This window comes from Pseudomonas abyssi, from assembly GCF_003444685.1.
Taxonomy (GTDB): Bacteria; Pseudomonadota; Gammaproteobacteria; order Pseudomonadales; family Pseudomonadaceae; genus Halopseudomonas; species Halopseudomonas abyssi.
Genome location: NZ_LMAZ01000007.1, coordinates 48,746 through 70,070 on the forward strand (window position 1 = coordinate 48,746; position 21,325 = coordinate 70,070).

Annotated in this window: 24 protein-coding genes and 2 tRNA genes; 8 read left to right on the forward strand and 18 right to left on the reverse strand. The window is 60.7% G+C overall.

What is annotated here, in order from left to right; all coding sequences use genetic code 11:
• Window positions 1-17: 17 nt before the first annotated feature.
• Window positions 18-950 (forward strand): sterol desaturase family protein, encoded by a 933-nt coding sequence (locus ASB58_RS16630; protein WP_118131694.1) that lies wholly within the window; start codon window positions 18-20, stop codon window positions 948-950.
• Between the two features lie 26 nt (window positions 951-976).
• Window positions 977-1,687: a pseudouridine synthase gene (locus tag ASB58_RS16635; RefSeq protein WP_118131695.1), complete on the forward strand. Its 711-nt coding sequence runs from the start codon at window positions 977-979 to the stop codon at window positions 1,685-1,687.
• Here the strand turns inward: ASB58_RS16635 and ASB58_RS16640 are convergent.
• Genes ASB58_RS16640 through ASB58_RS16650 form a run of 3 tightly spaced genes read right to left on the reverse strand, consistent with a single transcriptional unit; the run spans window position 1,666 to window position 3,435 of the window.
• Window positions 1,666-2,034: a cupin domain-containing protein gene (locus ASB58_RS16640; RefSeq protein ID WP_096006094.1), complete on the reverse strand. Its 369-nt coding sequence runs from the start codon at window positions 2,032-2,034 to the stop codon at window positions 1,666-1,668. The two genes, ASB58_RS16635 and ASB58_RS16640, sit on opposite strands and share 22 nt — an antisense overlap.
• Window positions 2,034-2,567 (reverse strand): RNA 2',3'-cyclic phosphodiesterase, encoded by a 534-nt coding sequence (thpR, locus tag ASB58_RS16645; RefSeq protein WP_181977961.1) that lies wholly within the window; start codon window positions 2,565-2,567, stop codon window positions 2,034-2,036. The genes ASB58_RS16640 and thpR overlap by 1 nt, the downstream gene beginning before the upstream one ends.
• Window positions 2,542-3,435, reverse strand: a complete 894-nt coding sequence (locus ASB58_RS16650) for an AraC family transcriptional regulator (RefSeq protein ID WP_118131697.1) — start codon at window positions 3,433-3,435, stop codon at window positions 2,542-2,544. The genes thpR and ASB58_RS16650 overlap by 26 nt, the downstream gene beginning before the upstream one ends.
• 105 nt (window positions 3,436-3,540) lie before the next feature.
• On the opposite strand from ASB58_RS16650, the gene ASB58_RS16655 reads away from it, so the two are divergent.
• The 3 genes from ASB58_RS16655 (at window position 3,541) to ASB58_RS16665 (ending at window position 5,317) form a co-directional block, all read left to right on the forward strand.
• On the forward strand, window positions 3,541-4,002 hold the full coding sequence (locus ASB58_RS16655) for a carboxymuconolactone decarboxylase family protein (RefSeq protein ID WP_118131698.1): 462 nt from the start codon (window positions 3,541-3,543) through the stop codon (window positions 4,000-4,002).
• 101 nt (window positions 4,003-4,103) lie between these two features.
• The gene (locus ASB58_RS16660; RefSeq protein WP_181977962.1) at window positions 4,104-4,547 is read left to right on the forward strand and encodes a MarR family winged helix-turn-helix transcriptional regulator; all 444 of its coding nucleotides are present in this window, start codon (window positions 4,104-4,106) and stop codon (window positions 4,545-4,547) included.
• Window positions 4,548-4,561: 14 nt separating this feature from the next.
• On the forward strand, window positions 4,562-5,317 hold the full coding sequence (locus ASB58_RS16665) for a siderophore-interacting protein (RefSeq protein ID WP_118131700.1): 756 nt from the start codon (window positions 4,562-4,564) through the stop codon (window positions 5,315-5,317).
• Here ASB58_RS16665 and ASB58_RS16670 read toward each other — a convergent pair.
• Window positions 5,302-5,904: a GNAT family N-acetyltransferase gene (locus tag ASB58_RS16670; RefSeq protein WP_118131701.1), complete on the reverse strand. Its 603-nt coding sequence runs from the start codon at window positions 5,902-5,904 to the stop codon at window positions 5,302-5,304. The two genes, ASB58_RS16665 and ASB58_RS16670, sit on opposite strands and share 16 nt — an antisense overlap.
• Window positions 5,901-6,821: a LysR family transcriptional regulator gene (locus tag ASB58_RS16675; RefSeq protein ID WP_118131702.1), complete on the reverse strand. Its 921-nt coding sequence runs from the start codon at window positions 6,819-6,821 to the stop codon at window positions 5,901-5,903. The genes ASB58_RS16670 and ASB58_RS16675 overlap by 4 nt, the downstream gene beginning before the upstream one ends.
• A 184-nt stretch (window positions 6,822-7,005) precedes the next feature.
• On the opposite strand from ASB58_RS16675, the gene ASB58_RS20085 reads away from it, so the two are divergent.
• From ASB58_RS20085 to ASB58_RS16685, 3 genes are all read left to right on the forward strand, one after another.
• Window positions 7,006-7,155 carry a hypothetical protein gene (locus tag ASB58_RS20085; RefSeq protein ID WP_165771323.1) on the forward strand — a complete coding sequence of 50 codons (150 nt, stop codon included), beginning with the start codon at window positions 7,006-7,008 and terminating at the stop codon, window positions 7,153-7,155.
• A 297-nt stretch (window positions 7,156-7,452) separates the two neighbouring features.
• Complete coding sequence (locus ASB58_RS16680; protein WP_118131703.1) at window positions 7,453-7,644, forward strand: hypothetical protein; 192 nt, start codon at window positions 7,453-7,455, stop codon at window positions 7,642-7,644.
• A gap of 105 nt (window positions 7,645-7,749) precedes the next feature.
• Window positions 7,750-8,724 carry an HAD family hydrolase gene (locus ASB58_RS16685; protein WP_118131704.1) on the forward strand — a complete coding sequence of 325 codons (975 nt, stop codon included), beginning with the start codon at window positions 7,750-7,752 and terminating at the stop codon, window positions 8,722-8,724.
• A gap of 78 nt (window positions 8,725-8,802) precedes the next feature.
• Here the strand turns inward: ASB58_RS16685 and pnp are convergent, their stop codons facing one another.
• From pnp to folP, 13 genes are all read right to left on the reverse strand, one after another.
• Entirely contained in the window at window positions 8,803-10,911 is a 2,109-nt protein-coding gene (gene pnp / locus ASB58_RS16690) for a polyribonucleotide nucleotidyltransferase (protein ID WP_096006103.1), read from the reverse strand.
• A gap of 86 nt (window positions 10,912-10,997) precedes the next feature.
• Entirely contained in the window at window positions 10,998-11,267 is a 270-nt protein-coding gene (gene rpsO / locus ASB58_RS16695; protein WP_083726848.1) for a 30S ribosomal protein S15, read from the reverse strand.
• Between the two features lie 192 nt (window positions 11,268-11,459).
• Window positions 11,460-12,380 (reverse strand): tRNA pseudouridine(55) synthase TruB, encoded by a 921-nt coding sequence (truB, locus tag ASB58_RS16700; RefSeq protein ID WP_096006104.1) that lies wholly within the window; start codon window positions 12,378-12,380, stop codon window positions 11,460-11,462.
• Window positions 12,381-12,383: 3 nt separating this feature from the next.
• On the reverse strand, window positions 12,384-12,770 hold the full coding sequence (gene rbfA / locus ASB58_RS16705; protein WP_096006105.1) for a 30S ribosome-binding factor RbfA: 387 nt from the start codon (window positions 12,768-12,770) through the stop codon (window positions 12,384-12,386).
• Between the two features lie 94 nt (window positions 12,771-12,864).
• Window positions 12,865-15,387, reverse strand: a complete 2,523-nt coding sequence (gene infB, locus ASB58_RS16710; RefSeq protein ID WP_118131705.1) for a translation initiation factor IF-2 — start codon at window positions 15,385-15,387, stop codon at window positions 12,865-12,867.
• Between the two features lie 63 nt (window positions 15,388-15,450).
• Entirely contained in the window at window positions 15,451-16,932 is a 1,482-nt protein-coding gene (gene nusA, locus ASB58_RS16715) for a transcription termination factor NusA (RefSeq protein WP_118131706.1), read from the reverse strand.
• 50 nt (window positions 16,933-16,982) lie between these two features.
• Window positions 16,983-17,438: a ribosome maturation factor RimP gene (gene rimP, locus ASB58_RS16720; protein ID WP_083726858.1), complete on the reverse strand. Its 456-nt coding sequence runs from the start codon at window positions 17,436-17,438 to the stop codon at window positions 16,983-16,985.
• A 145-nt stretch (window positions 17,439-17,583) separates the two neighbouring features.
• Window positions 17,584-17,660 (reverse strand) — tRNA-Met (locus tag ASB58_RS16725).
• Between the two features lie 104 nt (window positions 17,661-17,764).
• A tRNA-Leu gene (locus tag ASB58_RS16730) sits at window positions 17,765-17,849 on the reverse strand.
• Window positions 17,850-17,877: 28 nt separating this feature from the next.
• Window positions 17,878-18,276 (reverse strand): preprotein translocase subunit SecG, encoded by a 399-nt coding sequence (gene secG / locus ASB58_RS16735; protein ID WP_118131707.1) that lies wholly within the window; start codon window positions 18,274-18,276, stop codon window positions 17,878-17,880.
• Window positions 18,276-19,034, reverse strand: coding sequence for a triose-phosphate isomerase (tpiA, locus tag ASB58_RS16740; protein ID WP_118131708.1), 759 nt, complete (start codon window positions 19,032-19,034; stop codon window positions 18,276-18,278). The genes secG and tpiA overlap by 1 nt, the downstream gene beginning before the upstream one ends.
• Window positions 19,035-19,101: 67 nt before the next feature.
• Window positions 19,102-20,445, reverse strand: coding sequence for a phosphoglucosamine mutase (gene glmM, locus ASB58_RS16745; protein ID WP_118131709.1), 1,344 nt, complete (start codon window positions 20,443-20,445; stop codon window positions 19,102-19,104).
• Window positions 20,446-20,458: 13 nt separating this feature from the next.
• Window positions 20,459-21,325: a dihydropteroate synthase gene (gene folP / locus ASB58_RS16750; protein WP_118131710.1), complete on the reverse strand. Its 867-nt coding sequence runs from the start codon at window positions 21,323-21,325 to the stop codon at window positions 20,459-20,461.

Here is a 21,325-nt window from a genome sequence, read left to right on the forward strand (position 1 = left end):
CAACAACGGAGCAGACCATGGACAGCCTGAGCAACCTGTTCTCTCGCGTGATTGCCGACAGCGGATTGCACACATTGACTGACAGCCTGCCCGCCTGGTTGGCGCTGGATGAGCGCCAGCTGATCTTCGTGCTGGCGACACCCGTGTTTATCGGCGTATTCATCTGGGAGTATCTGAAGATCCGCCATGACCACCGCCTGGTAGATACCCGCGAGTCGCTGCGCAACTTCATGCTGGGCGCGGGCTATCAGACCACCGAGCTGCTGTTTGCCGGGCTGATCGCGTTTCCGCTGCATGCGCTGGCCTATCAACACCGGCTGTTCGACATCCCGCTGACACTGACGAGCGCGCTGGCGCTCTGGGTGCTGACCGATCTGTGTTTCTACTGGATGCATCGCAGCTCGCATCGGGTGCGCTGGTTCTGGGCCGCCCATGTGACCCACCACTCCAGTGAGCGCATGAACTTCTCGACCGCCATGCGCCAGAACGCCACCAACATCTTCAACGGCGGCTGGCTGTTCTATGTGCCGCTGTCGCTGCTGGGCTTCAACCCGGTATGGATTGGCGTGTGCTACGCCCTGTCACTGGTCTATCAGTTTTTCATCCACACCACACTGGTCGGCAAGCTGCACCCGGCGATCGAGTACCTGTTCAATACGCCAAACCACCACCGGGTTCACCACGCCCGCAACCCGGGCTACATCGACACCAACTACGGCGGCGTTTTTATTGTCTTTGATCGACTGTTCGGCACCTTTACCAGCGAGCGCGCCGATCAACCGATCGACTATGGCATCACCCGCCCGGTCTACAGCAATAGCCTGCTGCTGAACTGGCTGCACGAATATCGCGACATTGCCCGCGACATGCGCCAACCGGGGCCCCTCGGCCAGAGATTGCAGCATCTGTGGCGACCACCGGAATGGGAGCGCCCGCACGACAAGGACTGACCGCAGACGCGGTATACTCCGCGGCCATGAAACTCGACCGCTTCATTGCCAACCACACGCCCCACAGTCGGCAGACAGCGCGCCTGCTGGTCGCCAGCGGCCGGGTAACCGTTGCCGGGGAGCGCGTTTGCGATCCGCGCTTTGACGTCGATCAGTTCGTCGCCATCCGTCTGGACGGGGCACTGCTGCAAGATCGACCCGCGCTGTTCTACATGCTGCACAAGCCTGTCGGCTTTCTGAGTGCGACCAGGGATCTGCAGCACCGCACGGTGCTTGAGCTGTTTGCGCCCGAATTGCGTGAGCAGCTGCACATCGGCGGCCGCCTGGACCGCGGCTCCAGCGGTTTGCTGATGCTGACCAACGACGGCAGCTGGTCGCGGCGCCTGACCGAGCCGAAGATCAAGCTACCCAAGACCTACCAGGTAACCACCCTGCGGCCGATCAGCAGTGAGACAGCCGAACGTTTTGCCGCCGGGATATATATGACCACCGAGCAGCTGACCACCTCACCCGCGCAGCTGCTGCAACTGGGTGAATGCACGTGCCGGCTGACCATCTACGAAGGCCGCTATCACCAGATCAAGCGCATGTTCCACGCCGTCGGCAATCAGGTGGTGTCACTGCACCGCGAAAGCATGGGCGCAATTCAGCTTGACCCGGCTTTAGCACCGGGGCAATACCGCGCGCTGACCGCTGCCGAGATTGCCTCGGTTGATCAGGTTTCCAGATCCTCGTAGCAGTCGGGCTCAAAGCGCGGCGTGCAGATCGCCAGAAACACCAGCGGCTCCGTCCCGATACATCGAATACGCTGCGCGCATCCGGCCGGGATCACGACCACGTCCCCCGCCGCGACCCGTTGCGGCGCCTGCCGAGCCAGCTCCACCAGCCCCTCGCCCGCCTCAATCAGGTAGCGCTCGACGACCTTGTGCAGCCGATGCCAGCGCGTCTGGCCACCCAGCGGCAGGCGCGCCCGGGCAACCGACATCAGCGGGTCGTCCATGTCATTGGATAACTCGTGGATATAGCAGCCCTCTTCAAAGTAATACTCTTCAGACGGGTCAAATCGGCGAATCAACGGATTCATCAAATCTCCAACGGATAACGCGCCAGCACCGAGTAACGGGAGCCGCCCGGCCCCGCCTCGCTGGTAAACAGGCACACCGCTGAAACCAGCCAGGGCGCCAGTCGCAGGCCGCGCTGGGCCAACAGAAACGGCTGCAACGAGGCGCACTCCGAGCCACAGCGGGCGAGCGTGACATGGGGGACAAACGGCTGTGGATCCACCGCGCACCAGGGCAGAATCAGCGGGTCAACCTGCTCACGCAGTGCCTGCAACGGCGCCGGTGCCACAACGCCGGCCCACAGAATGCGGGGTCTTTGCGGGGAGCCAAAATACCCCACGCCACCTATCTGCAGCTCGAACGCGGGTGCCTGCAGCGCCGATAGCGCCGCGGCCAGGTGCTCGGCCTGCTCCTCACCCAACTCGCCGATAAAGCGCACGGTCAGGTGCAACTGCGCCGCAGATTGCCAGCGCAGACCCGGACCCGGCTCAGCAAGTGCCAGCAAAGCCCGAGCTTGCGCAGCAGGCAGTTCAAGCCCGATAAACAGTCTTGGCATCGCCCCTCTCTGCATCGTGATAGCGGGCCTGCGCACGGCGCAGGTACTGGCCAGGGGGCACACCGACTACCGCTTTGAAATCATGACTGAAGTGCGCCTGATCGGCATAGCCCGCCAGATACGCGATCTCGACCAGCGGATCGGGTTCACACTGCTTCAACAGCTCACGACTGTAAGCGACCCGGTGCAGGCGACTGTACTGTTTGGCGGTCAGCCCGAGATAGCGCTTGCAAAGCCGCTCCAGTTGACGCTGGCCCAGCCCGCTCTGGGCCAACACCTCGGGCAGCGGCTGCATCCCCCGGCTTACGCGCAGCAGCTCCAGCGCCCTCGGCAGGGCATCGGCAACCCCGCCACCGGTTGCCAACGCCTTGCCCAGCGCCACCTCCAGCAGGCGCACGCGCTCGGACATGTCCCCCGCCGCCAGCAGTTGCTCAGTCACTGCCGCCAAGTCGAAACGCAGGTATTGAGCGCATTCGAGCCCCATCAGCTCGCCAGCAAACTCACTGGCGGCAGCACGCCAGAACGCGGCGCCCATGCCCGGGCGAAAGCGCGCTGCAAACACCTGCACGCCAGGCTCCAACGCCAATGCGCCGGACTGCGCGGCCGCCGGGTTGAAGATAACCCCTTGCCGCGCCGGCTGCGCATCGACGCTCAAGCGTCCTTGCAGCTGGAACAGCAGGGAGGAGCCACCGTCCGGGTGCAACAACTCCCGGTGCTCCGAACCATGGGCGGCCGGCAACGACAGCTCCCAGTAGTGCTGCACATAGGGTGCCAGTGCCGGAGCAGGCGGCAGTTGCCGATAGCCGAAGCCCAGCAGACTGCGTTGCCAGGCGGGCGGGCCGGGCGGCTGAAGAGAAAGGGGAGTCATCCCCGCAGAATAGCAAAGCGCCGCCCGGCACAGGTCGGAAATCTACAATACCGTCCGCGCGGACACGGATAGATTGGACTCCCATTCAACCGCTGGAGAGACACAATGCGAGTCGACTACTTCACCGCTGCACCAGGCGTAGCCCGCGCCATGATCGGCCTGGAAGGCTACCTGAACAAGGAAGCCACGGGCGACGACAAATTGCCCAAACGCTTGCTTGAACTGGTCAAGATCCGCGCCTCCCAACTCAATCAGTGCGCCTATTGCCTGGACATGCACACCAAGGACGCACGCGCGCTCGGCGAAACAGAGCAACGCCTCTACGCCCTCAGCGCCTGGCGCGAAACCCCGTTCTTTGATCCGCGCGAGCGCGCCGCTTTGTGCTGGACCGAGGCGCTGACCCGGCTGGAACCTGGCACGGTGACAGAGGCCCTGTTCGAGCAGGTGCATGCCCAATTCAATGATCGCGAACTCAGCGACCTGACCCTGGCCATCTGCGCCATCAATGCCTGGAACCGCTTCGGCGTTGCCTTCGAGCCAGAAGTGGGCAGCTATTCCCCTACCTGACCTGCGCCTGCGCCTGCGCCTGCGCCTGCGGGCAAACTGATTGACAGTGTCAACCAAAACAACTTATGGTTGACACTGTCAACTTATTAGAGCCCTCACCAATGCAGCGCCCTTCCCTCAGCCATGCCCTGCAGCAAGTCGCTCACGCCTACCGCGGCCACATGGCGCAAACCATTCGCCAAGCCGACTTGCCTCTACCCGGCACCCATGTTCGCGCACTCAAGGCCGTCTGCTACATGGAAGGCTGCACCGCCCAGCGCATTGCCCAGCGCATGCGCCGCGACAAGGCGCAGATCACCCGCGTGCTGAACGACCTGCTCGACAGCGGTCTGATTCTCAAGGCGTGTAACCCGGCCGACAAACGCAGCCAGATACTGCATCCGACGTCCGCAGGCGAGGCGATGATGCAGCGCGTTCAGGGGCTTGAGCAGCAGACGCTGACACGTATGACCCGTGACCTGACCCAAGAAGAGGTCGAGCACTTTATCCGCATTGCCTGGCATATGACCCAGAACCTGGAAGGCGACCTGCCACCAGACAACTGATTGGAGACTGAACCATGGCCAGACCTACACCACGCACCCTGCACGTCATCGGCAAACAGCCGGTCAGTCGCAACATGTTGCGCGTGACCCTCGGCGGCGACGGCATGCACGCCTTCCCGGATGACCAGGCCGGGGCCTATATCAAACTGATTTTCCCGGCCACCGCCGAGCAACCGCAGTTGATGCGCACCTACACGGTGCGCGCGCAACGCGAGCACGAGATCGATGTGGATTTTGTCCTGCATGATGATGGCGGCCCTGCATCGCGCTGGGCCAGCGATTGCCAGCCTGGCGACAGCGTACAGGTCGGCGGCCCGGGCCCACGCAAGGCGCTGCACGAGGGGCCAGACTGGTATCTCATCGCCGGTGACATGACCGCGTTGCCCGCCATCAGCGTCAACCTGGAGAACCTGCCGCAAGAGGCCCGCGGAGTGGCCGTGCTGGAAATACTCGACGAGGCCGATATCCAACCACTGCGGCTACCCGCCGGTATCGAACTGATCTGGCTGGTGAATCCGCACCCCGGCAGTGACGACCACCCGCTGGTCGAGCGCATTCGCCAACTGGACTGGTCAGAAGGACGGGTTCAGGTCTGGGCTGCCTGCGAATTCGGCAGCATGCGCGCGCTGCGGCAGTTTCTGCGTGAAGAACGCAACGTAGCGCGCGGCGACCTCTATATTTCCAGCTACTGGAAAAACGGGGTCAGCGAGGATCAGCACAAGCTGGCCAAGCGCGCCGACGCCGAACAGGCCGATCAGCCCGCAGCATGACGCGCCAAGCGGTGTAGCAGCGCCTTGCGCACCGACGGCCATTCGCTATCGAGAATGGAAAACACCACGGTGTCGCGCCGCGCGCCGTCGGCTTCGATGCGGTGATTGCGTAGTACCCCATCCTGCTTGGCACCGAGGCGGGCGATCGCCGCACGCGAGCGATGATTGTGCCAATGGGTACGAAGCTCGACAGCGATGCACTCCAACTGATCAAAAGCATGCTGCAGCAGGGCCAGCTTGCATTGGGTATTGAGCGCCGAGCGCTGACAGCGCTCGGCGTACCAGGTGTAGCCAATCTCCAGCCGACGGTGGGCGCTATCGGCGTTACACAGCCGCGTGGTTCCAACGACCTCACCGCTCTCGCGCTCAACAACCACAAAGGGTAGCGCGCGGCCGGCGGCTTGTTCGCTCAGGGCGTAGTCGATGTACTCTGCGACACCCTGCGCATCCGGCACCTGGGTAAACCACAACTCCCACAGCCGGCCATCGCTGGCCGCAGCCACCAGCGCCTCAGCGTCCTCACGGCGCAAGGGCCTTAGCTCCGCGAGCTCGCTCTCCAGGGTGATCTCATGCAACCATTGGGTCATGTCCAACTCCCGCGTCCACCGCGTTGCGCCAGGGTTTCGACGCAGTGATCAATGAAGGCTCGCACCGGCGGCAGCATGCCTCGGGGGGTGGTGAATACCATGTGAATCTGCCCCTCCAGCGCATGCCATTGCGGCAGGATATGCACCAGCCGACCAGCACGTATTTCTGCCTCGCAGATATGCTCAGGCAACAGCACCACGCCTCGTCCGGCCACTGCCGCCTCACAAATCAACTGCAGATCGCCGCTACTGAAATGCGGCACATGGTGGTGGTCACAGGTCTCGCCGTGATCATTGGCAAACTCCCAGCGGTCACGCTCCAGCATCTCGCCTACCGACAGCGTAGGAAATCGCGCCAGATCATCCAGCATCTCAGGCGCGCCCCCCAGGCGCTGCAGCAACGCCGGGCTGGCAGCCAGAATACGAGCACCGACGCCAAGCGAGCGCATCGCCAGCGACTGATCGGTATCAAACCGGGTCGCGACCCGAAAGGCCACGTCAATGCGCTCATTGATCAGGTCTACCCGCTGGCTCGACAGCCGCAGCTGCAGCCGAACCTCCGGGTAGCGCGCCATAAAGTCCACCAGCGTCGTGCGGCCCAGGTACTCCAGCATCCCGGCGGACATGGCCACCCGCACCGTACCACGCACCTCATCTCGCGCGGTCATCGCCAGCGCCTCCGACGCCTCCAGCCGCTGCAGAATGACTTCGCATTCGCGGTATAGCTCGCGGCCGATGTCGGTCACCCGAAAACTGCGCGTCGAACGTTCAATCAATCGCGCACCGAAGTCACTCTCGAGCCGCGCGACGCGCTTGCTCAGCTTCGACTTGCGCTCACCAGTGGCGCGCTCAGCCGCCGCAAACCCGCCGTAACGCACCACGCGGGCAAAACACAAAAGGTCATTCAAATCCTGCATCGCATCCGCCAATAGTTTCCAAAAAGAAACAATTAATAACCAACATTATGGCTACAAGCCTTATGAAACGGGGACTAATATAAATACAGATCAACCAGGCGGACAGAAACCCCTGCAAACCATAGCCCAATAAGGAAACAGTGATTTCAGGCAGACAACCGCCACCCACCTCGGAGATACCTTCATGAAATACCTGCTCCCGTTACTGATCGCACTGAGCGCGCTGACCGCACCACTGGCCCAGGCCGAAGATGGGAGCAAGCGCTTCAGCGACATGCTGGAACAGCAGCATGGCAAGCTGCAACAAGACCTCAGTACACCCCACAGGCAATAAACCGAACCCGTCTGAGCTTCGCCCTGCTTGCACCCGCAAGGCAGGGCAAGCGACTCCCGCCCCGTCTCTCCGCCGCATCGCGTCGCAGCCCTCTCATCTGTTTCCAAAAAAGAAATACTGCATCATCAAAAAAGGCGCTACTGCGACAGTTTGTCACCCCCATATAGTGAACACAACGGCCTAATACCGACTGCCTCCGGAAAACATGCGACCAGTCTGTTCGCCCAACCGGAAACAGTTTCAGGATGTTTCACTATAAACCGCAAGCCGGGCCGACCACCACCAGGAGATACAGCCATGAAAAATCTTTCAGCCCTGATCATTGCGTCGTTTCTCGCCTCCAGCCCCGCCGTACAGGCAGATGACGACCGCCATCGCCTGAGCACCAGCGATCGCTCCACCAGCCAAAGCACCGGCGACTACCTTCAGGGGCTAATTGAAGCGCAGGCTCGCGCCGACGGCCGGCGTGAAGACGACCCGCAGAGCTGACCTCGACTGCCCGGGGCAACCGGACACCGCTTAAAACGGCGTCTACACTCCTAAGGACACGCCCGCACAAGCGGGCACGCCCAACGTGCATAGGAGTATCCGAGCGTGAAAGGACTTGCCCTGCTATTCACACTGCTGATCAGCCTGACCTGCCAAGCTGACACCAGCACGCCACTCTCTTCCTGGCAGGACGGCGCCAGCCGCCAAGCCATTATTTCCTTCGTTCAACGGGTCACTGATCCAGCCTCGCCAGAGCATGTAGCCCCCAGCGACCGCATCGCCGTCTTCGACAACGACGGCACACTCTGGGCAGAGCAACCGATTTACACCCAACTGCTGTTTGTCGGTGACCGGGTACGCGCCCAGGCTGGCGAGAACCCTGCTTGGGAAAGCCAGGAGCCCTTTGCCTCGGTACTCAAGGGAGATCTGGCTGGCGCGTTCAGCTCAAGCCACGACGCCCCGGTACAACTGATCCGTGCCAGCCAGGCAGGACTGGATACTGACTCCTTCGACCAAGTCGTGCGGGACTGGATGCAGACAGCTCGCCACCCCACCACCGACAAACCCTTCACCCGCATGGTGTACCAGCCGATGCTGGAGTTACTCGACTACCTGCAGGACAACGACTTCAAGAGCTTTATCGTGTCCGGTGGCGGCGTCGACTTCATGCGTCCCTGGACCGAATCGGTGTACGGCATTCCGCCAGAGCGTGTGGTCGGCAGCCGCACAGCCAAACAGCTGGCCGTGCAGGACGGTGTTGTGCGGGTTGTGCACGAAGGCACCATGGAGTTCAACGACGACAAGGAAGGCAAGCCCATCGGTATCAGCCAACATATCGGCCGGCGCCCGATCGCGGCGTTCGGCAACTCCGACGGGGATCTGCAAATGCTGCAATGGACGACCGCCGGCGATGGCGCACGCTTTGCCCTGATCGTGCACCACACCGACGCCGAACGCGAATGGGCTTATGACCGGGACTCCAGCATAGGTCGCCTGGACCAGGCGCTGGACGCTGCGGCAGAGCATGGCTGGACCGTGGTTAACATGAAGCAGGACTGGAAGCAGGTATTTCCGGACTGAGCTACCTTTCACGAAAACCGAGCATAAAAAACCCGGCGTGCGCCGGGTTTTTTTACTGCAACGAGCGATCAGGGGCGATCAGACGCCGCTGGTCTCGGCCGCTTCCACATCCTTCATGGACAGCTTGATACGGCCGCGGTTGTCCACGTCCAGCACCAGCACCTTCACTTCCTGACCTTCCTGCAGCACGTCGGTCACCTTCTCGATACGCTCATTGGCGATTTGCGAGATGTGCACCAGACCGTCCTTGCCCGGCAGAATGTTGACGAAGGCACCGAAGTCGACAATGCGCTCGACCTTACCGGTGTAGACCTTGCCGATCTCGGCTTCAGCAGTGATGGCGTCAACACGCGCCTTGGCGGCGTTGGCGGCGTCTTTGCTGGCAGCGAAGATCTTGACCATGCCGTCGTCGGTGATGTCGATGGAGGCGCCAGTCTCGTCGCAGATGCCACGGATGGTCGCACCGCCCTTGCCGATCACATCGCGGATTTTCTCCGGATCGATCTTCATGCTCAGCATGGTCGGCGCATTGGAAGAAATTTCCTTGCGCGACTCGGGCAGCACGTCATTCATCTGCTTGAGGATGTGCAGACGCGCTTCGTGCGCTTGGCCCAGCGCGATTTCCATGATCTCTTCGGTGATACCGTTGATCTTGATGTCCATCTGCAGCGCAGTAACACCTTTCTCGGTACCGGCAACCTTGAAGTCCATGTCGCCCAGGTGATCTTCGTCACCCAGGATGTCGGTCAGAACGGCGAATTTATCGCCCTCTTTCACCAGACCCATGGCGATACCGGCAACCGGCGCCTTCATCGGCACACCGGCGTCCATCAGCGCCAGAGAGGCACCACAGACCGAAGCCATCGAGCTGGAGCCGTTGGATTCAGTGATCTCGGACACCACGCGGATGGAGTACGGGAACTGCTCCATGTCAGGCATGACAGCCTGGACACCACGGCGGGCCAGACGCCCGTGACCGATCTCGCGACGGCCAGTACCGCCCATACGACCGCACTCACCTACCGAGTAGGGAGGGAAGTTGTAGTGGAACATGAAGGGCTCTTTGCGCTCGCCTTCCAGCATGTCCAGCAGCTGAGAGTCACGGGCAGTACCCAGAGTGGTCACAACCAGCGCCTGAGTCTCGCCACGGGTGAACAGCGCGGAGCCGTGAGTGCGGTCCAGCACGCCAACTTCGATGTTCAACGGACGGACAGTCTTGGTGTCACGACCGTCGATACGCGGATTGCCATTAACGATGCTCTCGCGCACGGTGCGGTATTCGATTTCGCCGAATACGTCTTTGACTTCACCGGCAGAGAACTTGCCTTCTTCCTCACCGGACAAGGCTGCCACAGCCTGATCACGCAGCTCACCCAGACGGGTGTAGCGCTCCTGCTTGTTGACGATGGTGTAAGCGTCGGCGATACCGGCACCAAACTCGCCCTTGATGGCGTTGATCAGCGCAGTGTTTTCAGCAGGTGCCTGCCAGTCCCAAGCCGGCTTGCCAGCTTCGGCGGCGAATTCCTTGATCGCGGCGATGGCGCCCTGGAATTCCATGTGGGCAAACAGGACTGCGCCCAGCATCTGGTCTTCTGTCAGCTCTTGCGCTTCGGACTCAACCATCAGTACCGCTTCTTCGGTACCGGCAACAACCATGTCCAGACGCGAGGTTGCCAGCTCTTCGTAGTTCGGATTCAGCACGTAGCCGCGCTGATCGTCAAACGCAACGCGGGCAGCGCCGATCGGGCCGCCGAACGGCACGCCGGAGATCGCCAGCGCGGCGGAGGTACCGATCAGCGCAGCGATATCAGGGTCAGTTGTCTTGTCGGTAGACACTACGGTGCAGACAACCTGCACTTCGTTCATGAAGCCTTCGGCGAACAGCGGGCGGATCGGACGATCGATCAGGCGGGAGGTCAGGGTTTCTTTCTCGGAGGGACGGCCTTCACGCTTGAAGAAACCACCGGGGATACGGCCAGCGGCGTAGGTCTTCTCGATGTAGTGCACGGACAGAGGGAAGAAATCGCGGCCAGCTTCGGGCTGCTTGGCGGCCACCACGGTGACCAGGACGCTGACAGCGTTATCGATACTGACCAGAACGGCACCGGAAGCCTGGCGAGCAATGCGGCCTGTTTCCATGGTGACGGTGCTGTTGCCTAACTTGAATTGCTTGATTACCGGTTTCACGGTGTCTTCTCTCTCTTCTTTGCCTTTGGGGGAAACTCTGGGCATGGCCGGGAATCGGACCCGGCCATGTCCAAACGGGGCTGGTCTTAGCGACGCAGACCCAGACTGCTGATCAAAGCGCTGTAACGAGACAGGTCTTTCGATTTCAGGTAGTCCAGCAGCTTGCGGCGCTGGTTAACCATGCGAATCAGACCACGGCGGGAGTGGTGATCCTTCTTGTTGTCCTTGAAGTGGCCTTGCAGCTTGTTGATGTTTGCAGTCAACAGAGCTACCTGGACTTCCGGAGAACCGGTATCACCTTCGCCGCGCTTGTACTCGGCAACGATTGCAGCTTTTTCTTCAACACTCAGTGACATCTCGTATTTCCTCTGAGGTAACAGGCCGGGAGCAGTTCTCCCGTGTTTTAAATCGAGGTATGACCATGCCTGTTGACAGCCACCCTCGTGGTGACCCGCTATCGGGTCAACTCCAACGCCGAATCATACTCCCGAATGGTCGAGGATTCAGCCCAATTCTGCATTGCCGCCCGCGCCGCAGGCGACGAACCATCAGGGATCGAAGCGCAGCAGCCGCTTGGGCGCAACGCGCGCGTCGTCGGTCATCTCGCCGATGCCGAGAAAACGGCCGCTGGCATCGCGCAAACGCACCTTGCCAAAGGCCGGGCTACCCGGCACCCGCACGGCCTGGCCGTGATTCAGGTAGTAGGCAGTCTGCTCGGTCAAATCCAGTACCGGCCAGTCTTCCAGACCGCTGTCCATCGGCAGCAGCAGGTGATCCAATGCTTCGGCACCGCCCTCGGCGTGCAACGCCTCGAGCGCTTCCAGCGTAACTGACTGACTCAGATCGAAGGGGCCTGCCTTGATGCGGCGCAACGCAGCCACATGCGCACCACAGCCAAGCGCCGCGCCGATATCCTCAACCAGACTGCGTATATAGGTACCCTTGCTGCAATGTACTTCCAACTGCAGACGGTCGCCTTCAAGGCCCAGAATGTTGAGCTCACTGATGGTCACCGTGCGCGCCTTGCGCTCAATGGTTTCGCCGGCGCGTGCCAGCTTGTAGAGTGGCTGACCTTCGTGCTTGAGCGCCGAATACATCGGGGGCACCTGGTCAATCTCGCCGCGGAAGCGCGGCAACAGCGCCTCAACGTCCGCAAGCGCAACGTCGACCGGCTTCATCTCTAGCACATCACCCTCAGCATCACCGGTGGCGGTGGTCATGCCTAGCCGCGCTTCGGTGACATACGCCTTGTCGGCATCGAGCAGGTACTGCGAAAACTTGGTCGCCTCGCCCAGACACAGCGGCAGCACGCCGGTCGCCAAGGGATCAAGACTACCGGTGTGCCCGCCTTTGGCAGCATTGAACAGCCAGCGGACCTTTTGCAGGGCCGCGTTGGAGCTCATGCCCAGGGGCTTGTCGAAAATCAGGATGCCGTCAATCGCACGGCGCTTGCTCTTCGCTCCGGCCACCCGCTACTCCTTGTCGCCGTCGCCATGCTGGCGATCTTCCGCTACCGCACGCTCAATCAGTGACGACAGGTGCACACCGCGACGGATGCTCTCGTCGTACTGGAAATGCAGGCTCGGAATCGTCCGCAACTTCATGGTACGGCCCAGCAGCATGCGCAGATAACCGGAAGCGTCTTTCAAGATATCAAGGTTGAGCGCGATATCTTCGGCACTGTCCCGGTTCATCAGAGTGATAAACACCTTCGCGTGGGACATGTCGCGACTGACCTCAACGGCCGTCACGGTGACCATACCCAAGCGCGGATCGCGGACCTCACGCTGAATCAGCTGCGCCAGTTCGCGCTGCATCTGATCAGCTACCCGCTGGGTACGACTGTATTCTTTTGCCATAGTAACCATCTCAAGCGACAAACTCCGGGCTGCCAGGCAGCCCGGAGTTTGTCGCGAATATCAGGCGGCGCCCGGCAGGGCCACCGCTATCGAATTACAGACTGCGCTGTACCTGAACACGCTCGAACACCTCGATACGGTCGCCGGTACGCACGTCGTTGTAGTTCTTGACGCCGATACCACACTCCATACCGTTGCGCACTTCGCCGACGTCATCCTTGAAGCGACGCAGGGATTCCAGCTCGCCTTCGTAGATAACCACGTCTTCGCGCAGTACACGGATCGGACGGTTACGATGCACGGTGCCCTCGATGACCATACAGCCAGCCACCGCACCAAACTTCGGCGAACGGAACACATCACGCACTTCGGCGACACCCAGAATCTGCTCGCGAACATCGCTGCCGAGCATACCGGACAGAGCCTTCTTCACGTCATCAATGATCTCGTAGATGACACTGTAGTAACGCAGATCCAGACCTTCAGTCTCGATGATCTTGCGCGCCGCTGCGTCCGCACGGACGTTGAAGCCGAAGACTACCGCGTTGGAAGCCAGTGCCAGGTTGGCGTCGGTCTCGGTGATACCGCCCACGCCGCCGGAGACGATCTTGACCTGTACTTCGTCGTTGCCCAGCTCGGACAGCGAGCCCTGCAGTGCTTCCAGGGAGCCACGCACGTCGGCCTTGATAACGATATTGAGGGTCTTCTTCTCGTCCTGGCCCATGTTCTCGAACATGTTTTCCAGCTTGGCAGACTGCTGACGCGCCAGCTTGATCTCGCGGAACTTGCCTTGGCGGAACAGCGCCACTTCACGGGCCTTCTTCTCGTCGGTCACGACGTTCAGCTCGTCACCGGCATCCGGCGTGCCATCCAGACCCAGGATCTCGACCGGAATGGAGGGGCCGGCTTCCTTGATCGGCTGGCCGTTCTCGTCAAGCATGGCACGAACACGGCCGTAGTTGACACCAGCCAGCACCACGTCGCCCTGACGCAGGGTACCGTTCTGCACCAGCACGGTCGCCACCGGGCCACGACCCTTGTCGAGACGGGATTCAACGACTACACCACGACCAGGCGCAGAGGGCTGAGCTTTCAGCTCCAGAACTTCAGCCTGCAGCAGGACCGCTTCGAGCAGCTCTTCGATACCCGTCCCGGCCTTGGCCGAGACGGGTACGAACATGGTGTCGCCACCCCACTCTTCCGGAATCACATCACGGGCTGCCAGATCGTTCTTGATGCGATCCGGATCGGCGTCTTCCTTGTCGATCTTGTTGATCGCGACAACGATAGGTACACCGGCCGCCTTGGCGTGTTGAATCGCCTCTTCGGTCTGCGGCATCACACCGTCATCGGCGGCAACCACCAGAATCACGATATCGGTTGCCTTGGCACCGCGGGCACGCATGGCGGTAAAGGCCGCGTGACCGGGGGTATCCAGGAAGGTCACCATGCCGCGATCGGTTTCCACGTGGTAGGCACCGATGTGCTGGGTAATACCACCCGCCTCACCGGAGGCCACTTTGGCACGACGAATGTAGTCGAGCAAAGAGGTCTTACCGTGGTCAACGTGGCCCATGACAGTCACCACCGGCGCACGGCTCAGCTCTTCACCTTCATGGTGCATGGACTCAACCAGCTTGTCTTCCAGATCGCTCTCGCGAACCTGCTTGACCTTGTGGCCCATGTCTTCGGCAACGATGGCTGCCGTGTCCTGATCCAGTACCTGGTTGATCGTCACCATGGTGCCGTTCTTGAACATGTACTTGATGACCTCGGCGGCCTTGACTGACATCTTCTGCGCCAGCTCGGCAACGGTGATGGTTTCACCGATCACCACTTCACGAACCACCGGGCCGGAGGGCTTCTCGAAGCCATGCTGATTGCGCTTTTTGGCTTTCAGCTTGCCACCACCGCCGCGGCGACGGCTGTCGCCATCGTCATCGACCGAAAGACGCGGAGCGTTCCGGGCCTTGTCTTTGCCACCATGGCCGCCAGCGCGCTTGCGGCTGCGCTGCTCTTCCTCGTCGCGAGACTTGCGACGGGCTTCTTCTTTCTTTTTGTGATGCTCAGCCGGAGTCGGCTCAGCAGGCGGAACCGGGGCCGACGCCGGGGCAGCAGCCTCAGCGACAGCCGCTTCTGCCTCTTTGGCCGCCGCGACGGCGGCAGCATCAGCCTGACGCTTGGCTTCAGCATTGGCGGCATCCGCCTCGCGTTGCGCCGCTTCCTCAGCCTTGCGCTTGGCTTCTGCTTCAGCTGCTTGCTGGCGAGCTTCTTCTGCTGCGCGCAGCTGCTCGAGCTCGCGCTGACGCTCGGCTTCCAAATCGGCCGGCTCACGCTTGACGTAGGTGCGCTTCTTGCGCACTTCCACGTTTACCGTCTTGCTGCCAGCGACTTTCAAGGTGCTGACTGTTTTGCGCTTGAGGGTAATCTTGCGCGGCTCTGAGCCGGAATCACCATGGGCGTTTTTCAGATACGCCAGCAGCGCCTGCTTTTCATCATCACTGACTGCCTGCGCAGGGCCAGTCTGCGACAGACCCGCTTCCTGCATCTGTTGCAGCAGGCGCTCTACCGGAGTACCTACTTCATCAGCCAATTGTTTGACCGTCACTTCCGCCATTCACTTCTCTCCTCAGTCGGGTCCGTGCGTCACCGCAGGGGGAATCTCGTCGAGTCCGACCGGTTATTCAAACCAGGGGGCGCGGGCTGCCATGATCAGAGCCGCAGCACGCTCTTCATCGATACCGTCGATGTCGAGCAGGTCATCAACAGACTGCTCGGCCAGATCTTCCATTGTCAGGATGCCGTTGGCAGCGAGCTGAAACGCCAGCGCACGGTCCATACCATCCATGTTCAGCAGGTCGTCAGCCGGCTGAGCATCTTCCAGTTTTTCCTCGTTGGCGATGGCTTTGGTCAGCAGGCGATCCTTGGCACGAGCACGCAGCTCATTGACGATATCCTCGTCAAAACCATCGATCTCCAGCAGCTCTTCCATCGGTACATAGGCCACCTCTTCCAAGGTGGTGAAACCTTCTTCAACCAGCATCTGTGCGACTTCTTCGTCCACATCCAGCTCGTCGACAAAGTTGCGCAGGATGTCACCGGTCTCGGCTTCCTGCTTGGCTCGGATATCATCCTCGGTCATCACATTCAGCGTCCAGCCGGTCAGCTGACTGGCCAGACGGACGTTCTGGCCGCTGCGGCCGATGGCCTGAGCCAGATTGTCTTCAGCCACCGCCAGATCAATGGTCTGGGTGTCTTCATCCAGAATGATGGAGGCGATTTCCGCCGGCGCCATGGCGTTGATCACAAATTGCGCCAGGTTGTCGTCCCAGAGCACGATGTCTACGCGCTCGCCACACAGCTCACCGGAGACCGCCTGCACACGAGAACCGCGCATGCCGATACAGGCACCTTGCGGATCGATGCGCTTGTCCTTGGAGCGAACGGCGATCTTGGCGCGCGAGCCCGGATCACGGGCAGCGCCCATGACTTCGATCAGCTCTTCAGCAATTTCCGGCACTTCGATGCGGAACAGCTCGATGATCATTTCCGGACAGGCACGCGACAGCACCAGCTGCGGGCCACGGTTCTCGGTGCGGATATCCTTCAGCAGGGCGCGAATACGGGTGCCGGAGCGGAAGGTTTCACGCGGAATCATTTCTTCACGAGGCAGAACCGCTTCGGCGTTATTACCCAGATCGACGATCACGCTGTCGCGGGTAACCTTCTTGACCGTACCGCTGATAATGTCGCCCAAACGATCGCGGTAGGCATCGACCACCTGCGCACGCTCGGCTTCACGTACCTTTTGCACGATCACCTGCTTGGCGATCTGGGCGGCAATACGGCCAAACTCGACCGATTCGATCTTTTCTTCGGTGACGTCACCAATGGTCAGGGCGGCATCGCGCTCCTGTGCCTGATCCAGTGTCAACTGAATGTCCGGATCATCAAAGTCTTCATCAGCCACAACGGTCCATCGGCGGAAGGTATCGTAGTCGCCGGTGTGGCGGTTGATCGACACACGCACGTCTACTTCGTCTTCGTAACGCTTTTTGGTCGCCGTCGCCAACGCCAGCTCCAGCGCTTCGAAGATAACTCCGGGTGGAACACCCTTCTCGTTGGAAACGGATTCCACAACCAGCAACACTTCTTTGCTCATCGTATGCCTCGCCTAACGCCATCCATTGGGCCGTGCAGCCCGAAATTTGCTCAAAAACGCGGAATGATATTGCCCTTGTCGATCCAGTCGACGGGCAGCAGGTACTCGTGATCATCTACCTGCAAAACGACTTCATCACCTTCCACGCCGCGAATTACACCCTGAAAATTGCGCCGCCCCTCATAGGGCGAGCGCAGTCTGATCTTGGCCTGCTCTCCTACATAGGCTGCGTACTGCTCCAGACGAAACAGCGGCCGATCCATACCAGGAGACGAGACTTCCAGGGTGTAGTCACCTGAAATCGGGTCTTCCACATCCAGTACCGCACTGGCCTGTCGGCTGACAGCGGCACAAGCCTCAACGCTCACCCCTTCCGGGTGATCTATATAGACGCGCAACAGGGTGTGCTTACCCTGGGACAGGTATTCGATCCCCCAGCAGCTGTAGCCCAAGGCCTCGACCACCGGGACCAGCAGGGCCTCCAACTCAGTCACTTTGCCGGACACATTCACCGCCTGTTTGTTGCATGAATAAAAAATGGGCCTAAAGCCCATCGTTGAGTCTGGCCACTTCGCACAGGCGAAGCCCAGAGACCAATGCCGAACCGGCATATAGCTAACAAAAAGCCCCTGAAAAGGGGCCTTTTGAGACTGGTTGCGGGGGCAGGATTTGAACCTACGACCTTCGGGTTATGAGCCCGACGAGCTACCAGACTGCTCCACCCCGCGTCGAATCTAGGGCGTGAATTATACGCGCAGAAGCCTCGCAAGACAACCGGCGTAAACCACCCCTGAAAAGAACAGGGCCTGTCAAACCAGGCCCTTATTTTGATTGGTGCGGAAGATGGGACTCGAACCCATACACCCTAAGGCACTACCCCCTCAAGATAGCGTGTCTACCAATTCCACCACTTCCGCAAAAACTTTTTACCATCGCAGCCTATTTTTACTCGGCTGCCGGCGGCACTTCCTCACCCAGCGTCTCAGGCACGTCACTCGGCACCACATCCTGCTCCAGCACCGGAACGTCTTCATCCAACATGGGGGCAGGCTCAGCCTGCTCGATCTGCAGCGCAGGTGACGGCAGACCCGCCTCAACCGCTGCATCCGCCTTGTGGCTGGCATAATAAGCCAGACCCAGGGAGGTCAGGAAAAACACAGTCGCCAGGATCGCTGTAACACGACTAAGAAAATTGCCAGACCCCTGACTGCCGAACACAGTCCCGGACGCACCAGCACCAAAGGACGCACCGGCTTCGGCACCCTTGCCCTGCTGCATCAGAACCAGACCAACCAGGGCAATAGCCACCAGCAGGTGCAGTACTACAATCACGGTCTCAATCATTACACTCGTCCAGCGGCGCGAGCGATCGCACCGAACTCTTCTGCATTGAGAGAGGCTCCACCAATCAGCCCCCCATCGATATCCGGCATGGCAAACAACGCTTCGGCGTTCTCACCCTTTACGCTGCCACCGTAAACTATCTGCACCTTGCGCGCCTGCTCATCATCAAGCATGGCGAGCCGTGCGCGAATCATGGCGTGCACATCCTGGGCCTGCTCAGGGGTTGCCGTCAAGCCGGTGCCAATCGCCCAAACAGGCTCATACGCCACCACACCTTCAGCCAAACCACCCACGCCAAACACATCCAGCACCGCCTGCAACTGCCGACCTACCACTTCAGCTGTCTGCCCAGCATCGCGCTCAGCTTGCGTCTCACCGACACAGAGCACCGGGCGCAACCCGCTGGCCAACGCAGCAGCAAACTTGCGGCAGACAACACCATCAGTCTCGCCAAACAGCGAACGACGCTCGGAGTGCCCAACCAGAACGTAAGCGCAACCTGCGTCGCGCAGCTGGGCGGGCGAGATCTCACCCGTCAAGGCACCCGGCTCAGCCTGAGCAGCACACACCTGACCACCAACCTGAATTGGCGTGCCCTGCAGCTGCTCGCAACAACGATCAACATACAGCGCCGGAGGAGCAACCATCAGCTCCACTCCCTCAGGCCATTCTTGCGCAGCAAGACCTTGCAGCAGGGCGTCTACAGACTGCCGTGAACCGTGCATTTTCCAGTTACCGGCGACTAGTGGACGTCGCATGCCATACCTCTCTGCCCAAGCGGGCGCCAATCTTAACCAAGTTGCATCAGCGACACAACCGACTTTTTTACCCGCCACACACCTGGGTTACAACAGCTGCCAACGCGGTCGCTTCCTGCTCAACCTTGGCAGCATCCTGCCCCTCGACCATGACCCGCACCAGCGGCTCGGTGCCGGACAGGCGCAACAGCACGCGCCCCGAACCCGCCAGCCGGGACTCCGCCTCAGCAACCGCCTGCTTTACGACCGGGTTCTGCGCAGGCGATGCCTGCCCAGGCGCATAACGCACATTGATCAATTTCTGGGGGCACTTCTGCATACAGCTGCGCGCCTGCGCGAGACTCAGCTCACTGCGTTGCAACGCCTTGAGCACCTGCAGCGCAGCGATAATACCGTCTCCTGTCGAAGTGTGGTGCAGGCACACTATGTGCCCCGACGACTCACCTCCCACCAGCCAGCCGCGCTCACGCAGCTCGGCCATCACGTAGCGATCGCCCACCTTGGCGCGCACGAAGGGCACGCCCTGCTGCTTGAGCGCCAACTCCAAACCAAGATTACTCATCAACGTACCCGCCACGCCGCCATTGAGCAGGCCGCGTCGCTGCAGATCGAGGGCAATGATGCACAGCAACTCGTCACCATCCACCTCTTCGCCAGCATGGTCCACCATCAATACGCGATCGCCGTCGCCATCGAAGGCAATACCCAGATCAGCACCTTCGCGCAAGACAGCCGCTCTCAGCGCCGCCATATCAGTAGAGCCGTGACCCGCGTTGATATTCAGCCCATCGGGACTGGCACCTATCACCACGACCTCCGCCCCCAACTCCCGAAAGACACTTGGCGCCACTTTATAGGTCGCGCCGTGCGCGCAGTCGAGCACCAGCTTCATACCCTTAAAGCTGGTACTGGTAGGCACACTGCTTTTACAAAACTCGATATACCGTCCAGCAGCATCCTCCACCCGAGTGACCTTACCCAGGGCAGCCGAGTCGACCACACTCATTGGACTATCAACCAGCCGCTCGATTTCCAACTCGAGACTGTCAGGCAGCTTGCTGCCGGCGCCCGAGAAAAACTTGATGCCGTTGTCGTAAAAGGGGTTATGCGAAGCGCTGATGACGATACCCACATCAGCCATAAAGGTACGCGTCAGATAGGCAATCGCCGGCGTGGGCATGGGGCCAAGCAGTTGAACCTGCGCGCCGGCAGCCGACAAACCCGCCTCCAGCGCCGACTCGAACATGTAGCCGGAAATCCGCGTATCCTTACCAATAATGACTCGGCAGGCACCGTGATGCCGAAAAGCAGTCCCGACAGCCCAGCCCAGCTTGAGCATGAACTCCGGCGTAATCGGAGCACTACCGACACGGCCACGAATGCCATCGGTCCCAAAATAACGTTTTTCCATGAATTAACTCGCGTTATGAATATTGTGCCTGACGCGCCACTCGCACCGCCTCAGCCATGCGCACCACATCCCGAGTGGCGGCAACGTCGTGCACCCGAATAATACCCGCGCCCGCGTCGACGGCCAGAGCAGCCAGAGCAAGGCTGCCGTACAGGCGCTGATCGACAGGGCGATCCAGTACCTGACCAATCATACTCTTGCGCGATACCCCGACCAGCACCGGCAACCCCTGCGGGCGCAAGTCAGCCAGGCGCGCAAACAACTGCAGGTTGTGCTCCAGCGACTTGCCAAAGCCAAACCCGGGGTCCAGAACCAACCGCTCACGGGCAATACCGGCACCCTCGCAGACCTCTACCCGCGCCTGCAGATAGGCATTTACCTCATCCAGCACACTGGCATAACGCGGCGCAAGCTGCATGGAGTCCGGCTCACCCTGACGATGCATCAGACAGACCGGTAACCCGGTAGCCCGCGCTGCTTCCAGCGCACCATCGCGCTCAAGCGAGCGCACATCATTGATTAGCCCGGCGCCGGCGGCGGCCGAGTCACTCATGACCTCAGGAGAGCTGGTATCCACCGAAATAATCACGTCAAACCGTGATGCAATGGCCTCAACCATTGGCACGACTCGCTCAAGCTCCCGCCCCACTGGTACGGGTACCGCACCCGGACGGGTGGACTCACCACCGACATCAATCAGGGCAGCGCCATCGGCGACCATTTGCTCGACGTGCCGCAGCGCAGCGTCGCGCTGATTGAAGCGCCCGCCATCAGAGAAGGAGTCAGGGGTTACATTGAGAATACCCATGATCTGGGCGCGAGAAAGGTCAAGCTCCCGGTTGCCGCATAGCAACCGGGAGCAGTTGGAGCTTGAGCTCAT

What these genes read in the sequence shown, in the direction of transcription:
- ASB58_RS16640 (WP_096006094.1), bottom strand. Translation starts at nt 2,034, where the DNA reads ATGAATCCGTTGATTCGCCGATTTGACCCGTCTGAAGAGTATTACTTT.
- ASB58_RS16630 (WP_118131694.1), top strand. Translation starts at nt 18, where the DNA reads ATGGACAGCCTGAGCAACCTGTTCTCTCGCGTGATTGCCGACAGCGGA.
- ASB58_RS16650 (WP_118131697.1), bottom strand. Translation starts at nt 3,435, where the DNA reads ATGACTCCCCTTTCTCTTCAGCCGCCCGGCCCGCCCGCCTGGCAACGC.
- thpR (WP_181977961.1), bottom strand. Translation starts at nt 2,567, where the DNA reads ATGCCAAGACTGTTTATCGGGCTTGAACTGCCTGCTGCGCAAGCTCGG.
- folP (WP_118131710.1), bottom strand. Translation starts at nt 21,325, where the DNA reads ATGAGCTCAAGCTCCAACTGCTCCCGGTTGCTATGCGGCAACCGGGAG.
- rpsO (WP_083726848.1), bottom strand. Translation starts at nt 11,267, where the DNA reads ATGTCACTGAGTGTTGAAGAAAAAGCTGCAATCGTTGCCGAGTACAAG.
- ASB58_RS16670 (WP_118131701.1), bottom strand. Translation starts at nt 5,904, where the DNA reads ATGACCCAATGGTTGCATGAGATCACCCTGGAGAGCGAGCTCGCGGAG.
- infB (WP_118131705.1), bottom strand. Translation starts at nt 15,387, where the DNA reads ATGGCGGAAGTGACGGTCAAACAATTGGCTGATGAAGTAGGTACTCCG.
- ASB58_RS16680 (WP_118131703.1), top strand. Translation starts at nt 7,453, where the DNA reads ATGAAAAATCTTTCAGCCCTGATCATTGCGTCGTTTCTCGCCTCCAGC.
- ASB58_RS20085 (WP_165771323.1), top strand. Translation starts at nt 7,006, where the DNA reads ATGAAATACCTGCTCCCGTTACTGATCGCACTGAGCGCGCTGACCGCA.
- tpiA (WP_118131708.1), bottom strand. Translation starts at nt 19,034, where the DNA reads ATGCGACGTCCACTAGTCGCCGGTAACTGGAAAATGCACGGTTCACGG.
- ASB58_RS16665 (WP_118131700.1), top strand. Translation starts at nt 4,562, where the DNA reads ATGGCCAGACCTACACCACGCACCCTGCACGTCATCGGCAAACAGCCG.
- ASB58_RS16675 (WP_118131702.1), bottom strand. Translation starts at nt 6,821, where the DNA reads ATGCAGGATTTGAATGACCTTTTGTGTTTTGCCCGCGTGGTGCGTTAC.
- ASB58_RS16655 (WP_118131698.1), top strand. Translation starts at nt 3,541, where the DNA reads ATGCGAGTCGACTACTTCACCGCTGCACCAGGCGTAGCCCGCGCCATG.
- rbfA (WP_096006105.1), bottom strand. Translation starts at nt 12,770, where the DNA reads ATGGCAAAAGAATACAGTCGTACCCAGCGGGTAGCTGATCAGATGCAG.
- glmM (WP_118131709.1), bottom strand. Translation starts at nt 20,445, where the DNA reads ATGGAAAAACGTTATTTTGGGACCGATGGCATTCGTGGCCGTGTCGGT.
- ASB58_RS16660 (WP_181977962.1), top strand. Translation starts at nt 4,104, where the DNA reads ATGCAGCGCCCTTCCCTCAGCCATGCCCTGCAGCAAGTCGCTCACGCC.
- ASB58_RS16635 (WP_118131695.1), top strand. Translation starts at nt 977, where the DNA reads ATGAAACTCGACCGCTTCATTGCCAACCACACGCCCCACAGTCGGCAG.
- secG (WP_118131707.1), bottom strand. Translation starts at nt 18,276, where the DNA reads ATGATTGAGACCGTGATTGTAGTACTGCACCTGCTGGTGGCTATTGCC.
- nusA (WP_118131706.1), bottom strand. Translation starts at nt 16,932, where the DNA reads ATGAGCAAAGAAGTGTTGCTGGTTGTGGAATCCGTTTCCAACGAGAAG.